Here is a 16,193-nt window from a genome sequence, read left to right on the forward strand (position 1 = left end):
CGTCAAAGAGGGCTCCCGTATTTCTATTGCACCGCTTGCGGCTTGTGAGCGGGAATCTGTCCGGCGGGAACGTCCTCGCCAGGCCGGTCGTCGCCGCCCAGTCCCCCGATGATCGTCTCCAGCATCTCGGCCATGGAGGTCAGACCGGCAATGGCCGAGGCCGCCTCCTGCACGTCCTCGGCAGTGTTCGAAGCCAGTTGGCTCACGTCCAGCACCGCGCCGCTCATCTGCTCGGTAGCCACGGACTGCTGACGGGCCGCGATGGCGATACCTTCGACGCGATCGGCCACGTCGGCCGAAAACTTCTGGATGTTTTGGAACGCGCTCACCGAATTGCCAACCTGGCCGTTGGCGTCGGTCACGTGAATCAAAGTTTCCTTTACTTCATCTATATTGCGCCCCGTGGCCTCCTGGATGGCGGTAATGCGTTCCTCCACTTCCTTGGTGGCGACCATGGTCTTCTCGGCCAACTTACGCACCTCATCGGCCACCACGGCGAATCCCCTCCCCGCCTCGCCCGCCCGGGCGGCCTCGATGGCCGCGTTCAAGGCCAGCAGGTTGGTCTGATCCGCAATTTCGTTGATCACGCTGATGACTTGACCGATGGACTCGGTATCCGAACCCAGGCGGGTCATGCCTTCCTCCAGCACGGAGACCGTCCCGGCCACCTCGGACATGGCCTTTTCGGCCCGCCGGACCACCTGGATGCCTTGGCTGGCTTCGGAACTCGCCTCGCTGGCCTTGTTGGAGGCGTCGGACACGTTCATGGCCACTTCGTTGACCGTAGCGTTCATTTCCTCCATGGCCGTGGCCGACTCGGCCATGCGCTCCTGCTGCGAGACCGCGCTCTCGGCGATCTTCCCGGTGCGGTCCTGGAGGTCGCGCGACACCGTCGCCAGCTTTTTGGCCACCTCATCGGCCTGTCCGGCGGCTTCGGCCATGCGTTCCAGCAAAGCCTGGACGCGCTCCTGCTGAGCCAAGGCCTCGTCCCGCGCCCGACCCGCCGCCTCGGCTTGGATGCGTGCATCCTCTCCCTTGGCCTGGGCCTCGCCTATGACGGCGCGAAGGTTGGCGACCATATCCATGAGCACATCCTTCAGCTCACCCAGTTCGGCAGTAAACAGGCCCTCGGGTTCCACGTCCAGATCACCCCCGGCCACTGCCCGGGCAAAACGGTTGAGCCGCAGCAGCGGCCGGTTGATGGAACGCATAACCCACCACAGCAACAGCAGAATGGCCACACCCACGGCCAATTCCACTCCAATCACGCAATAGTCGATCATTCGCGCCTCATGCCGCGACCGGGCCACGCTGCTGTCGGCTATCCCGGCGTAAACCGGCTCCAAAGAACGGGCCGCCTTGATAAGCCCGGTTGTGATGGCCGCGATCTGCTTTTCCTTGGCCACATACTTGTTGAAGGCGTCGAGGTATCCTTGCAGGGCCTTGAGTTGCCCGGCCACTTCCTCAGGCGTGTATGCGGCTGCAAGCATCCGGCGCAATTCGTCCGCGCCCTTGGTCACTCGGCCCACGTACAGCTCACCGCCCCGGATGATGTAGTTCTTCTCCTGCCGCCGCATCTGGAGCAGTTTGATGACGAACTCCGTGGACATGGCCCGCTTGCCGAATTCGGCCTCCATGTTGCGGGCGGCCTGGATGAAATCCCAACGCAACCCGTCCTTCATGGTCAGCCCCATGTCCACGTACAAATCGTTCACTTCGACCAGCGCGTCACGATATTGCTTCAGGATGCCCAGAGCCTCGCGACAATGATCGGCCAACCCCGGCTCGATACGGGCGATTTCCTCCAAAACGTGCCCGGCCTTGTCCGCATTGGCCATAGCCTTGCCAGTATATTGCTCGTCTTTGCGCAACAGAAAATTCTTTTCCTGCCGTCTTGCCTGAAGAAAAAGAGCTGTGCCGTCATTGGCCAGAGTTGCCAGTTCCCGAGCCCGGGTCACGTACTTCCCGCCGACAACGTTCACGGCGAATATCCCGGACAACCCCAATAGCACGGAAACAAAAATCAGAATCAACTTGCTTTTGATGCTCATGTGCGCCCCTTCATGAGAAATTACATTGCCGAAAGCCACAGTATTGCAAAAGGCGTGCACAGGAATACTTTCATCATTTCAGGATATTAATGGTGCAATATCGCGCAAAGCAGCTCTTGCGCGACCAGAATGGCCCGCGCGACGAGGGGCGAAATGGGAGGGGATGAAGCGTCCGGCCACCTCGCAAGGCGGCGCGACACGGGGCTGGGAGACAAAAAGGGCGGAGGCCGGAGGCGTTGCTAGAAAGTCCGTCCGTCCCAACCGAAGAGATGGCGCTCGATGTTGCCGAAGGCGATGTAGACGCGATTGCCCGGAATGGCCAATTCCCGATTCAGGAAGTCGCACAAACCGGCGGATAATTCCGGGGTACGGTCCTCGGGCAGGCCGATGGAATCGAGAGTGACGAAAGCCGCCGGATCGGCGGTACCGCCGAAGGAAAGGCGCTTGCCAGGCTCAAGTTCCGCCAAAACGTAGGATTCGGGTTTGCCGAGAAGCTCGGCGGCCAGGGCCGAAAGCCGCTTGAGGCAGGCGGTCTCGTCGGGAACGCGGACGTTGGTTTCCACTTTGATGAACGGCATGGCCCCTCCCTAGAGGTGGATGGTCCCGGTCATGTAGGTCACGGCGCGGCCCGCGATTTTGACGCGGTCGCCGAGGTATTCGCAGTGCAGCGTACCGCCTCGCCGGGAGGCTTGGTAGGCCAGAAACCTGGACTTGCCCAGCCGGTCCGCCCAGTATGGGACCAGGGTGCAGTGAGCCGAACCGGTGACCGGATCTTCGGGAATGGAATCTCCCGAGACGAATACGCGGGAAACGAAATCATAATCCAGGCCGGGCGCGGTGCAGATGAGGCACAACCCATCCAGGGCCGAAACCTGACGAAAGTCAGGATCGAGCGCCCGGATTTCGTCCTCGGTTTCGAAGACGGCCAACATGTCCCGGGAGCCCATGTAAAGTTCGGCGGGCCGCGCGCCCAGGGCCGAGGCCACGCGCTCGGTGACCTGAATCCCGGAGCAGGACCAGGCCGGAAAGTCCATGGAATAGAAGTTGCCCTCGCGGTCCACGAAAAGCCGCCCGCTCTTGGTCTGGAAGACCACCACAGGATCGATGTAGTTCAGATGGTGAAAGAGGACGTGGGCACTGGCCAGGGTGGCGTGCCCACACAGGTCGATCTCGGCCTCCGGCGTGAACCAGCGCAACTCGAAGTACTCCCCGTTGCGCACAAAAAAGGCGGTCTCGGGCAGGTTGTTCTCCTGAGCGATGCCCATCATCAGCTCGTCGGACGGCCACTCGTAGAGCGGGACCACGGCCGCCGGATTGCCGCCGAAGACCTCGTCCGCAAATGCGTCCACCTGATAGAGATCGAGTTCCATGGCGCCCTCGAATTACCTAGAAGGTTTGCTTGAACAAATCATCGTCCGAGGCCGAAGTCTCTCCATTGCCGCCATACGAGCCGGAAGCTTCCGTGGGCTCGGAGCCCACCTTGAACGGCAGGAAGAATTCCTGGGTCGAGGACGGCGTGGCCAGTTTGCCGGTCCGGCCGTCCACCTTGACCATAACGATTCCCGGCGGCTGAGTGAAGTCCTCATAGGGATAATCGTTTTCCACCTGCTTGCGGTAATCCACCCAGATAGGTGAGGCCGCCCGCGAACCGGTCTCCCACTTGCCCATGGGGGTCAATTCGTCGAAGCCGACGTACACGCCGGTCAGCAGGTACGGGGCATACCCCATGAACCATGCATCCTGCTCCAGGTTCGAGGTACCGGTCTTGCCCGCCACGGGCCGTCCCAGCACCCTGGCCCTCCAGCCAGTGCCATTCTGGACCACCTGCTTCATGAGCGTGGCCATGATGTAGGCGGTCTGCGGGCTGAAGGCGTCCACGGCCTCGGGCTTGGAGGTGTACAGTTCGTCGCCCCAAGCCGACTTTACGGACAGGACCGTGCGCGGCTTGATGTAGGAGCCGCCGCGCGGGAACGTGGTATAGGCCTCGCAAAGATTCATGGGCGTGACCACGGCGGACCCCAGGGACACGGACAGGTCGGGCGGGAAATCCGATTCCAGCCCCATAGCCCTGGCCCGTTCAATGATGGTCCGGATGCCGATCCTCTGGGCGATGCGGATAGTGCACAGGTTCTTGGACTTGACCAAGGCGGTGCGCAACAGGGTCGGGCCCTCGAAGGTGCCCTCGAAGTTCTGGGGGCGCCACAGCTTGCCCTCGGCATCGTTGGCGTAGACGATGGGCGCGTCCAGGACGATGGAGGCGGCGGTATAGCCATTGTCGATGGCCGCCGAATAAACGATGGGCTTGAAGGCCGAGCCGGGCTGCCGTCGCGCCTGGGTGGCCCGGTTGAACTGGCTCTTGGCGAAGGAGTAGCCGCCCACCAGGGCAACGACCTCGCCGGTGTCTGGCTTGATGGAAACCAGAGCGCCCTCCACTTCGGGTTCACGCTCCAGGTCGAGAATCCAGGTGCCGTCCTCGTTCTTCGGAGCCTGAGCCACGGTCACCCAGACCTCGTCGCCCTTCTTGAGGACCTTGCGGGCGTCGGTCGGATCGGGCACGTCCTCATGGCTCTTCTTGGGGTCGGGCTTGCGCACCCACCACATGGCCTTGAGCGGAATTTCCCCCTTGAACTTGCCGAAATGCACAAAGGCCCTGTCTCGGACGACCTTGACCACGAAGGCCTTGAGGAGCTGGTCCTTCTCCATGATATTGTCGGTGGTCTGCGGCCCCTCTTCGAGAATGCGCGGCTCATCGGCCGGGGTGAAATTGCCGATGGGGCCGGTCCAGCCGCGCCGCTTGGCCGAATCGATAAGCCCGCGCCGAAGGGCCTTTTCGGCCGCCGCCTGATGCTTGAGATCACACGGGGTGGTCACGGTCAGGCCGCCGTTGTAGACCTCGTCCTCGCCGAACTGGTCCACGAGCCAGCGGCGGACTTCCTCAAGGTAGTACGCGCCCACCCGCCAGGACGGGTCCTCCATGGACTTGAGTTCAATGGGCTCCACCAGGGCCTCCTGATACTGGTCCTCGCTGATCCAGCCGAGGTTGCGCATCTGGCCCAGGACGTACTCCTGGCGCTGCCGCGCCAACGGGTAGCTCTGGTAGGGATTGTACCTGGTTGGCGCCTGGGGCAGCCCCGCAAGCATGGCCGCCTCGGCAATGCTCAGGTCCTTGGCGTGTTTGGCGAAATAGGTTCTGGCCGCGGCCTCCACACCGTAGGAATGCGCGCCCAGGAAGATATGGTTCAGATAGATGGTCAGGATCTCTTCCTTGGTCAGGTAGTTCTCCAGACGGAAGGCGAGGATGGCTTCCTTGAGCTTGCGCTTGTAGCTGCGCTCGGAAGTCAGCAGCAGCCGCTTGATGATCTGCTGAGTGATGGTCGAGCCGCCCTGCTTGGTGCGGCCGGCCATGAGGTTGGCCTTGAAGGCGCGGACGATGGCGGTCAGGTCCACGCCGTCGTGCTGATAGAAGGAGGCGTCCTCGGCGGCCAGGAACGCCTTGGGAATCCATGTGCTCATCTGGTCCAGAGTGACCAGGAACCGCTTCTCCCTGTAGAAATAGCCGAGCACCTTGTCGTCCTGGCCGTACACCGTGGTCACCAGGGGCGGCTTGTAGTCCGTGATATTCTTAAAGCCGGGCAGATCGCTGGAGGCCCAGTGGTAGAGCCAGATGGCCCCGCCGATCCCCGAAAGGGTGCAAACAAGAACGAATATGCCGAATATCTTAAGGAATTTATTCATTTTTCATCCATCAGAAGGTTTTCTTGACCGGATTGGCGCCCTTGGTCGGAGGCAGCCCCCAGACCAGGCGCAACCGGCCGTACAGATCCTTCACGGTCGCCCTGTTGGTGTCAAGGATATCGAGTATCCGCGTCAGAGTGCCCCCTTCCCGCCGGGCAAGGCAGGTGGGAGCGTCAAAATGCGTAACCGTTCGCCCGGACATCCAGAAGGGAAACAAGCGGCAGTAATAGGGACGCGCTTCCTGCGGGATCTCGCAGCCCAGCGGCCCGAGGAAGCGGCACGCCCCCATGGAATCCACGGCCAGCCGAAAATGCTCCTTGCCCTCGGGGAAGAGTTGCCGGACCAAGGCTTCCTCGCCGGGGAAAAGGCGGCAGGCGTAGTCAATGAAGGCCTTGGAGTTGGGCGAAACCACGAACCCTCCGGTGTACGGCACCAACTCCTGAATGCGTTCCTTCTCGATTTGGGACAGGGGAAAGCAGAACTCCTCCTGGCCCGAGGAGATACGGCAGCAGGTCGGCCCCTGGAAGGAGCAACGCCTGCAAACGTCCGCGTCGTCGGTCCGGGACGATGTCATCGGCCAGTTCCCCCGCCGTTGTCGCCCGCGAATGTCAGTTCGCCCTTGCCGAGCAGGTCGTGGAGGTGAATCATGCCAGCCAGCCGCCCGTCGTCGCGGACCACGGGCAAAACGGTGATCTGGTTGCGCTCCATGAGATCGAGGACCCGGGCGGAGGATTCCCCGGTCAAGGCCCGCCGGGGCGACACGGTCATGACCTCGCCCACGGGCCGCTCCATGCGGAGCCCGTCGGCGCAGACCATGCGACGCACGTCGCCGTCGGTCAACACGCCCTTGAGAAAATTGGCCTCGTCCACCACGGCCACCAAGCCAAGCCCCCCGTCGTTCAGGGTGGCCAGAGCCGCTCTCAGGAGGGCCGCTTCCCGAACCACTGGCAGACCGTCGGTGTGCATGAGCTGATCCACGCAGGCGGCCAGCCGTTGGCCCAGCGAACCGCCGGGATGAAAACGCTTGAAATCGTCCTGGCCGAAGGATTTCCACTCCATGAGGCAAACAGCCAGGGCGTCGCCCACGGCCAGTTGCGCGGTGGTCGAGGATGTCGGAGCGAGCCCCATGGGACAGGCTTCACGGGGCACGCGGACCTTGATGTGGATATCCGCGAGCTCCGCCATGGGCGAAGCGGGATTGGAAGTCATGGCGATGACCGTGGCCCCCAGGGACTTCAACGTGGGCAGGATGGCGTTGACCTCATCCGTGGCTCCGGAGTTGGACAGGGCCAGAACGACGTCCTCGTCGCGAATCATGCCCAAGTCGCCATGGGCCCCCTCCACCGGATGAAGAAAGAAGGACGGTGTGCCCGTGGAGGACAGGGTAGCCGCGATCTTGCGGCCCACCAACCCGGACTTGCCCAAGCCGGTGATGACCACGCGGCCCGTGCATCGCGCCATGGCGGTCAGGGCCTCGACGAAGGGGCCGTCCAGTTGGTCGTGTACGGCCTTGAGTCCCTCGGCCTCGATATCCAGGACCTCGCGGGCCAAGGCCAGCCAATCCGTGCGCTCAGAGGTGCATGCCATGTGTTGTTCTCCCGTATATGAACCGGCGGGGGACGAAAAAACGTCCCCTGCCCGGCGGACGGTCCTCGCGCCGCCCTTGCCCGGCCTGTGTCCGCATGGACGCCGGGCGTTGGTGATTCGCGGCCTAGCAGAATTCCTTGATGATCCCCGGGGAGGCCTCCAGGCAGTCTTTGCCCATGTGGTCGTTCAGGGGAATCGGATAGTTGCCGTCGAAACAGGCCAGACACCACTCGTCCTGGGTGACGGAGTCGAGCAGGCCGGGGATAGTCAGGAAGTGCAGGGAGTCGATGTCCATGAACCGGGCGATGTTCTCCACCGAATGGTTGGCCGCGATGAGCTCACCCTTGGAGGAGAAGTCGATGCCGTAGAAGCAGGGGAACTTGATGGGCGGGCAGCTGACGCGCAGATGAATCTCCCGCGCGCCCAGTTCTCGCAGTTTCTTCACCCGGGCGCGGATGGTCGTGCCGCGCACGATGGAATCCTCAATGATGATGATCCGCTTGCCCTGAATCATGGACTTGACCGGGTTGAGCTTCACCCGGACCGAAAAGTCGCGCATGTCCTGGGAGGGCTGGATGAAGGTCCGGCCCACGTAGTGGTTGCGGATCATGGCCAGCTCCAGCGGCAGGCCGGACTCCTGGGAATACCCCACAGCCGCGTAGTTGCCCGAATCCGGGAACGGCATGACCATGTCGGCGTCCACCGGGGCTTCCTTGGCCAGCATGACACCCATGGCCTTACGTCGCTCATAGACGACATCGCCGAAGACGTGCGAGTCGGGCCGGGCGAAGTAGATCAGCTCGAAGATGCACTTGCTGCATCGCCTCGGCTCGGCGAAGCGGTGGGAGGTCAGCTTGTTGTTGTGGACCACGACCATCTCGCCCGGTTCGAGCGGACGCAGGTAGTCGGCCTCGACCAGGTCGAAGGCGCAGGTCTCGGAGGCGAAGACGTAATTGCCCCCCACTCGGCCGAGCGCCAGGGGCCGGAACCCGTTGGGATCCTTGACCGCGATCATCTTGTCGTTGGCCAGGATGAGCATGGAGTAAGCGCCGCGCACCTTGTTGCAGGCCTTGCCCACGGCCTCCTCAAGGGTCTCGGATTCGTGCAGGTACTTGATGATCAGGTGGGCGAAAACCTCGGTGTCCATGGTGGTCTGGAAGATGGAACCGTGGGCCTCAAGCTCGGTGCGCAATTCGTAGGTGTTGACCAGGTTGCCGTTGTGGGCCACGGCCAGGCGCAGGTCGCCGTGGCGGATCAAAAACGGCTGGGCGTTGCGGATGAGCGACGCACCCGTGGTGGAATAGCGGATGTGGCCTATGGCGATGGAGCCCTTGAGTTCCTTGCTCAGATGGCGTTCGTTGAACACGTCGGCCACCAGGCCCATGCCCTTCTGTTCACGAATCTTCTCGCCATCCCAGGTAACGATGCCCGCGGACTCCTGCCCGCGGTGCTGCAACGCGTACAGACCGAAATAGGTCATACGCGCCGCTTCCTTGTTCCCGTAGATGCCGAAAAGACCGCAATACTCTTTTTTCATGAAGAATCTCTCGCTGTCCGGCCTTTATCTAGCCGTAATACTCTTGCAGGCTCTTCACTTGCAGCCCGGTTTGTCTCAATTCGCATATGGCCTGCACCACCGCCCGAGCCCCGGACACCGTGGTGGTGTAGGGGATGTCGTACAGCAGCGCGTTCTGGCGGATCATTTTGGCGTCGCCCACGGTTTTCTTGCCCGAGGGGGTGTTGATGACCAGGTCAAAGGCCCCGTTCTTGATGTGATCGACCACGTGGGGCCGCTGCCCCTCGTGGACCTTGTGGACCTTCTCCACATTGACGCCCTTCTCCATGAGGAAGTCGGCGGTGCCGCCCGTAGCGGCGACCTTGAAGCCCATGGCTTCAAAATCCTTGGCCACCAGCACTATCTTGGCCTTGTCCCAATCGTTGACGGACATGAAGACCGTGCCCGACACGGGCAGCTTCTGGCCCGCGGCCAACTGCGACTTCATGTAGGCCAGGCCGAAACTCGGATCAATGCCCATAACCTCGCCGGTGGAGCGCATTTCGGGTCCGAGCAGCACGTCCACGTTGGGGAAGCGGTTGAACGGGAACACGGATTCCTTGACCGAGATGTGGCCCCGCTTGCGCATGGACCAAGGGTGCAGGTCCTTGAGCTTCTCGCCGAGCATGATCCGGGTGGCCAGCTTGGCCAGCGGCACGCCCGTGGCCTTGGACACGAAGGGCACCGTGCGCGAGGCGCGCGGATTGACTTCGATGATGTAGACCTCGTTATCCTTGATGGCGAACTGAACGTTCATCAGCCCGACCACGCACAATTCCTTGGCCATGGCCACGGTCTGACGTTCGATCTCGCGGACGAGTTCGGAGGACAGGGAATACGGCGGCAGGACCGAAGCCGAATCGCCCGAGTGGATGCCCGCCTCCTCGATGTGCTCCATGACCCCGCCGATGTAGACGTCCTCGCCGTCGGCCAGGGCGTCCACATCCACTTCCACAGCGTTCTCGAGGAACTTGTCGATGAGGGTCGGATGCTCCGGGGAGACCAGGGCCGAATGACGGAAATAATGGTCGAACTCATCCATGGAATAGACGATGTCCATGCCCCGCCCGCCAAGCACGTAGGACGGCCGCAGGACCAGGGGAAAGCCGAGCTTGGACGCGATCTCGCGGGCCTCGACCATGGACATGGCCGTGCCGTTGGGGGGCTGGCGGAGGTTCAGCTTGTTCAGGAACTGCTTGAACCGCTCCCGGTCCTCGGCGCGGTCGATGGCGTCCGGGCTGGTGCCGATGAGCGGCACGCCCGCGTTCATCAACCGAAGGGCCAGATTGAGCGGAGTCTGACCGCCGAACTGGACGATGACGCCATCGGGCTTCTCGAACTCGATGATGTTCATGACGTCCTCGAAGGTCAGGGGCTCGAAGTAGAGCTTGTCCGAGGTGTCATAATCGGTGGAGACCGTCTCCGGGTTGGAGTTAACCATGATTGACTCCACACCGAGTTCCTTCAGGGTGAAGGAGGAATGGCAGCAGCAATAGTCGAACTCGATGCCCTGGCCGATGCGATTGGGCCCGCCGCCGAGGATGACGATCTTCCGACGGTCCTCGCGGACGTTCTCCTGTCCGGTTTCGTAAGTGGAGTAATAATACGGGGTGTAGGCCTCGAACTCGGCCGCGCAGGTGTCCACAAGGTAATAGGTGGGCTCGACGCCCAGTTCCTTGCGCAAGGCGCGCACCGCATCCTCGCTGGTCCGCCACATGGCCGCCAACTGCGGGTCGGAATACCCGTATTCCTTGGCTTGCCGGAGCATGTCGGCCATGCCCTCGGCCTCCCTGGACACGCCCTCGCGCTTGCCGAACTCGATGAGCCGGTGCTCCAGATCGATGATATCCTTGAACTGACGCAGGAACCACGGATCGATTTTCGTGGCTTCGTGGACCTCCTCCTCGGTCATGCCGCACAAGAGCGCGTTGCGCAGGGCGTAGATCCGCTGGGAGTTGGGACGGCGCAGGAGCTTCAGGATCTCATTGCGATCGAAATCGCAGGTATCGAATTGCTTGCCCAGGCCGGGGTGGCCGGTTTCGAGGGAACGCAGCCCCTTTTGCAGGGCTTCCTTGAAGGTCCGGCCGATGGCCATGGTCTCGCCCACGGACTTCATGGCCGTGGTCAGATAGTCCTCGGTGCCGGGAAATTTCTCGAAGGTGAACCGGGGAATCTTGACCACGCAGTAGTCAATGGCCGGTTCGAAGGAGGCCATGGTCTCCCGGGTGATGTCGTTGGGAATCTCGTCGAGCGTATAGCCCACGGCCAGCTTGGCCGCGATCTTGGCGATGGGGAAGCCGGTCGCCTTGGAAGCGAGCGCGGATGAACGGGACACACGCGGGTTCATCTCGATGATGATCAGCTCGCCGTCTTCGGGGTTGATCGCGAACTGGACGTTGGACCCGCCGGTCTCCACGCCGATCTCGCGCATGACCGCCAGCGAAGCGTCCCGAAGGCGCTGGTATTCGTCGTCGGTCAGCGTCTGGGCCGGGGCCACGGTGACCGAGTCGCCGGTATGCACGCCCATGGGATCGAGGTTCTCGATGGAACAGATGATCACGCAGTTGTCTTTCTTGTCCCGCATGACCTCCAGTTCGTACTCCTTCCAGCCGAGGATGGAGCGTTCGAGCATGATCTCGTGCTTCATGGACAGGGCCAGGCCGTTGGCGCAGATCTGCTCCAGCTCCTCCATGTTGTAGGCCACGCCGCCACCGGAGCCGCCCAGGGTGTAGGCGGGCCGGACGATGATCGGGAACGGGATCTTCGTGCCCCATTCGCGCACGTCGTCCATGTTGTGGCAAATGCCGCTTTCGGGCATGCCCAGGCCGATGTTGCGCATGGCCGCACGAAATTCCTCACGGGATTCCGCCTTGTTGATGACCTCGATGTTCGCGCCGATCAACTCGACGTTGAACTTGTCGAGCACACCCATGTCGGCCACGGCCAGGGCCGTGTTCAGGCCGGTTTGCCCCCCCAAAGTCGGCAAAAGAGCGTCGGGACGCTCTTTTTCGATAATTCGGGCCACGGTTTCGGGTTCAAGGGGCTCGATGTAGGTGGCATCGGCCAACTCCGGGTCCGTCATGATGGAAGCCGGATTGGAGTTGACCAGGACCACCTCGTACCCTTCCTCTTTGAGCGCCTTGAGGGCCTGGGTACCGGAGTAGTCGAACTCGCAGGCCTGGCCGATGACAATGGGGCCGGACCCGATCAACATGATCTTCTTGATATCTGTGCGTTTGGGCATTCTGCTCGAAGTAGTTGAAGTTACGGCGGTATTCGGAAGAGGTGTAAACAGTCCCCTCCCCCGCCCGGCTCGGCACCGCCGCCGCCCGCCGGACAAGCAATCTTTATTATAAGGTTATCCCCCGAAACGCAACGGTTAAGTACCGCCGAGCCCGGAAGGATGCTGGGGGAAGGAGGAGAGAATACGACGCCCCGGCGCAATCACCCGATTCCCGGGCCGCATCCTCCGGGACCGGCCTCACCGCTTTCCCGGATCAAGAACATCCCAGCCTGATCGCCTGGGAACAGTCGAAAGACCGCAAATTCCCATTGACAGGGGTTGTATTGATACTTACTCTCAACCTCAACGCAAGCTTTGAGGGAAAATCCAGCGATGCAAAAGCCTTTGACAGAGTTTCCGACTGGTGCGGTAGTACGTATTTCTGGTATAGACGGAGGCAGAAATGCGCGGGCGCGAATGCTCGCCATGGGCATGACGCCCGGCTGCCCGGTGACCGTCCTGGCGGGCGGCTCCAAGGGGTGCCGTGTGCGAGTGCGCGGCTCGGACGTGGTCTTGTGCTGCGGCCTGGCCGGGAAAATCCTGGCCGTGCCCGACGAGTCCGACGAAGGTCCCCGCTGCGCCTGCTGCCCGTCCCCACGCGCCCGGGCGATCTAGCCGCCCTCCCCCGACGTCTTTCAGGCCGCCCGCCAGGGCGGCCTTTTCTTTGCCCACGCATCCCGACGCCGCGATGCGCACCGCTTCCCGGATGCGCACTAATGTGAATTATACTTGTCCGGGTCCTGAAAGCGATGCTAACCTTTGGAGCAAAAGTAAGGGAGGTTCCATGTCCGACACCATCAAGATCGGAGTCAGTGCCTGCGTGGCCGGGGAGAGAGTGCGTCACGACCGCTCCCACCGACGCAGCGCCTACCTGACTGAGACACTGGCTCGGCATGTGGAGTTCGTGCCGATCTGCCCCGAGATAGCCTGCGGCATGGGCATCCCGCGTGAACCACTGCGTCAGGTGGACTGCGCAGGCGAAATCCGGCTCATCGGCTACGAGTCCGGCCTTGACTTGACCGACAAGATGACCCGATGGGCCGATCGCGTGCTCAAAGGGCTGGACAAGGAAGGCGTCTGCGGCTTCGTCCTGCGCGTGCACTCCCCCTCCTGCGCCGAACACAAGGCCAGGATATACTCCACAAAGGGCTTGCCCCCGCGCCTGGGCCCGGGTTTCTTCACCCGCATGCTCCAGGCCCGCTACCCGCTGCTGCCCGTGGTTTCCTCGGAAGGACTGCAAAACGCCGAACTGCGCGAAAACTTCGTCCGCCGGGTCTTTACCCTGCACCGCTGGCGCGCCCTGACCGCCAAGGGGACCTCCATCGGCAACCTGGTGGACTTCCACACACGGCACAAGATGCTCATTCGCGCCCACGACCTGCGCGGCTACCGGGAGCTCGGCCACCTCCTCGGCAAGAGCTCCCTGGACCGGGCCGAAACCGTTTTTCACACCTATGGCACCCAACTCTTCAAGTCCCTGTCCCTCAAGGCCACCCCGAGCAAAAACCGCGATGTCCTGTCTCATGCAGCAGGCTTTTTCAAGAAAAATCTTGATCCCGAGGACAAGCTCGAACTGCACGCCATGATCACGGCTTACGCCAAGGGCAAGGTCCCCCTGCTCGTGCCCGTCACCCTGCTCAACCATTACGCCCGCAAGTTCGACCGGCCGTACCTGACCCAACAATATTACCTCAACCCCGAGCCCGGTGAGCTCAAGCTGCTCAATCACGTCTGAAAAAAGCCCCCGCCACACCACTGCGGGGGCTTTCTCCGTCAACACGCCGTTCGTTCAGCAAAAGACCGAAGGCCCGGGCTCCAACCGCAGCCGCACGCCCTTCACATCGCCGCCGCCGGCCAGCCAGGCCCTGAGCATCTCCCGATTGCGGAAAACTACCGGGTGCGGGCAGCCGTAGCCTGCCTGATCCAGCAGCCCCGCTGCCTGATCGGGATAATGCTTGGCCGCCGAAAGGCAGGCCAGCAGGTTCAGGCACAACTCGTTCAGAGGGAATCGTAATGTCATAGCCTTGCCCAGCGGCAACATGACGTCGGACAGCCGCCCGGCCCGGAAATAGGCCACGGCCAGATCGAATTGGGCCGCGTGCAGCCCGGGCAACCGCCGGGCGATGGCCTCGCGTTCGGCCACGTCATAAGTTATCCGCTCCGCCGCATACGGCGAATCGTCCAGGTTGCTGATGCGCACGTCGAACCCGTAACGCCGGGCCCAGAACAACCCCTCGACGGCCTCGTCCGGGTTCAGCCGCATGTCCACGCCCCGACAACCGGCCAGGCGCATGGCTTTGAGCAACCCGTCAGTGGGCACCGCATCAAGCCGCGCGCTCCACAACACGTTCAGATCGCGCACGCGCATGTCCAGACACATGGCCGTCACCCGTTCGTGATCCCTGAACATGGCCGGGTCCTCGAAGGCCAGGGCGCGAATGCCCTGCTCGCGCAACGCGCATTCCACTTCGTCCAGACACCAACTTCGGTCAAAGCGAACGACGCCGTGCGCGAAGGGGAACTCATCCCGCGTCGCCCCATCCGATGCAATTGTTTGCAATTCCAAACGCATATTTTACCCCGTGCCCGATTTTTGACGTTTTCGTCGTACTCGGCAGGCGATATTGCAAACACTTTGCCAACGATCTCTTCCTCACGCCCGGACCGGCCGCGGCGGCCGGCGGTCATTTGACAAACCGCGTAAATATATTAGGGTCCGCAGTCGTCGGGAAGGGCCACGACCGTTGTGACCGACAGCAACCAACATATCGAGTCAATTTCCTATGAATATACTTTTCGTGAATTCCACCCGCAAATGGGGCGGGGTCAAAACGTGGTGCATCGACATGGCGGAGAGCCTCATCCGCCAGGGCCACAAAACTTGGATCATCGGCCGCCCCGGCCCGTTCGTGGATAAAGCGGCTCGGCTGGGAATACCCGCAACCGGGCATTCCTTCGGATTTGATCTCAACCCCGTGTCCATCGCCTTTTTCCTTCGGTTCCTTTCGCGCAACAAGATCGATGTCGTGATTTGCAACATCTCCAAGGAACTGCGCACAGCCGGAATAGCCGCCAAGATGCTGGGAATCCCCGTGGTGCACCGTCTGGGCGCGCCGGGCGACGTGGAAAACGAATTCAAGACGCGAGCGACGCAACGCCTCCTGGGTGCGCACCTGCTCGCATGCAGCGACTTTGTGCTCAAGCATCTGAAACGGTCAGTGCCCATATTCCAGGAATATGATTTCACGGCCATATTCCCGGGTACCCGTCCAAATCCGCATGCTCCCAGCCACAATCACGTGCCGAGGACGATCATCGCCACAAGCCAGCTCAACAAGGACAAGGGCCATCCCCACCTCCTGAAGGCGCTCGCGGCTCTGAAGAACAGGGGATACGAATTTCGATGCATCATTGTCGGCACGGGCAAGGACGAAGCCAGGCTCAAGGGCCTCTGTCGTTCTCTCGGATTGACCGACGCCGTGGAGTGGACTGGTTTTGTTACCGACGTGCAGGCCGAGCTGGCCAAGGCGGACATTTTCGTCCTGCCGACGTTCTGTGAGCCCCTCGGGATCGCGCTGGAGGAAGCCATGGCCCATGGGCTTATTCCTGTGGCACGAAATATCGGGGGCCCCACCGAGATATGGCCTCCCGACATGCGCGAACTTCTGATCCCCCCCAAAAGCAATGAAGCGGGGTTTGAAAAGACTCTCGCTCAATTGCTGGATCTTCCCGACGATGAGCTGTTTGCCATGAAGCTGGCCGTCCGTGACCACGCCGCCGCCACATTTTCGCTGGACACTCAGGCGCGGAAGTTTCTCGCATGGCTTGAGCCCTTTGCGGGATAGCCCCCTGCGCCCGGGAGCAGGGCCAGGCGCAACCACCCGACTCCCGCCGCGAAGCGACTTTCACGCTCCTCCCTTGAACCCCAAAAGAACAAATCAAAAAATACCATGTCGGCACTCCCGAGTTTTGCTGGTAACAA

12 protein-coding genes are annotated in these 16,193 nt (G+C 62.0%); 3 read left to right on the forward strand and 9 right to left on the reverse strand.

Annotation, left to right across the window (positions count from 1 at the left end; all coding sequences use genetic code 11):
- Nucleotides 1–23 precede the first annotated feature (23 nt).
- The 8 genes from J0909_RS01630 to carB all read right to left on the reverse strand — a co-directional run bounded on the left by J0909_RS01630 (nt 24) and on the right by carB (nt 12,172).
- Complete coding sequence (locus J0909_RS01630; protein WP_207259867.1) at nt 24–2,051, reverse strand: methyl-accepting chemotaxis protein; 2,028 nt, start codon at nt 2,049–2,051, stop codon at nt 24–26.
- 239 nt (nt 2,052–2,290) lie between these two features.
- Entirely contained in the window at nt 2,291–2,629 is a 339-nt protein-coding gene (locus tag J0909_RS01635; protein WP_207259868.1) for a phenylpyruvate tautomerase MIF-related protein, read from the reverse strand.
- 9 nt (nt 2,630–2,638) lie between these two features.
- A complete protein-coding gene (locus tag J0909_RS01640; RefSeq protein ID WP_207259869.1) occupies nt 2,639–3,421 on the reverse strand; it encodes a PhzF family phenazine biosynthesis protein in 783 nt (260 codons plus the stop codon).
- 16 nt (nt 3,422–3,437) lie between these two features.
- Entirely contained in the window at nt 3,438–5,786 is a 2,349-nt protein-coding gene (locus tag J0909_RS01645) for a penicillin-binding protein 1A (protein WP_207259870.1), read from the reverse strand.
- A 10-nt stretch (nt 5,787–5,796) separates the two neighbouring features.
- Nucleotides 5,797–6,360, reverse strand: a complete 564-nt coding sequence (locus tag J0909_RS01650) for a YkgJ family cysteine cluster protein (RefSeq protein ID WP_207259871.1) — start codon at nt 6,358–6,360, stop codon at nt 5,797–5,799.
- A complete protein-coding gene (locus J0909_RS01655; RefSeq protein ID WP_207259872.1) occupies nt 6,357–7,373 on the reverse strand; it encodes a KpsF/GutQ family sugar-phosphate isomerase in 1,017 nt (338 codons plus the stop codon). The genes J0909_RS01650 and J0909_RS01655 overlap by 4 nt, the downstream gene beginning before the upstream one ends.
- A 124-nt stretch (nt 7,374–7,497) precedes the next feature.
- Nucleotides 7,498–8,910 (reverse strand): amidophosphoribosyltransferase, encoded by a 1,413-nt coding sequence (gene purF, locus J0909_RS01660; protein WP_207259873.1) that lies wholly within the window; start codon nt 8,908–8,910, stop codon nt 7,498–7,500.
- 28 nt (nt 8,911–8,938) lie between these two features.
- Nucleotides 8,939–12,172, reverse strand: a complete 3,234-nt coding sequence (gene carB, locus J0909_RS01665) for a carbamoyl-phosphate synthase large subunit (RefSeq protein ID WP_207259876.1) — start codon at nt 12,170–12,172, stop codon at nt 8,939–8,941.
- A gap of 372 nt (nt 12,173–12,544) precedes the next feature.
- Between carB and J0909_RS01670 the strand changes: the two genes are divergently transcribed.
- Both J0909_RS01670 and J0909_RS01675 read left to right on the forward strand, forming a co-directional pair.
- Entirely contained in the window at nt 12,545–12,826 is a 282-nt protein-coding gene (locus J0909_RS01670) for a FeoA family protein (RefSeq protein WP_207259877.1), read from the forward strand.
- A 169-nt stretch (nt 12,827–12,995) separates the two neighbouring features.
- Nucleotides 12,996–13,946, forward strand: a complete 951-nt coding sequence (locus J0909_RS01675) for a YbgA family protein (RefSeq protein WP_207259878.1) — start codon at nt 12,996–12,998, stop codon at nt 13,944–13,946.
- A gap of 54 nt (nt 13,947–14,000) precedes the next feature.
- Here the strand turns inward: J0909_RS01675 and J0909_RS01680 are convergent, their stop codons facing one another.
- Entirely contained in the window at nt 14,001–14,783 is a 783-nt protein-coding gene (locus tag J0909_RS01680) for a radical SAM protein (protein ID WP_207259879.1), read from the reverse strand.
- 211 nt (nt 14,784–14,994) lie between these two features.
- Here J0909_RS01680 and J0909_RS01685 point away from each other — a divergent pair, with 211 nt between their 5' ends.
- The gene (locus tag J0909_RS01685) at nt 14,995–16,056 is read left to right on the forward strand and encodes a glycosyltransferase (RefSeq protein WP_286181666.1); all 1,062 of its coding nucleotides are present in this window, start codon (nt 14,995–14,997) and stop codon (nt 16,054–16,056) included.
- Nucleotides 16,057–16,193: the final 137 nt, after the last annotated feature.

This window comes from Desulfovibrio sp. Huiquan2017 (assembly GCF_017351175.1).
GTDB lineage: Bacteria > Desulfobacterota > Desulfovibrionia > Desulfovibrionales > Desulfovibrionaceae > Pseudodesulfovibrio.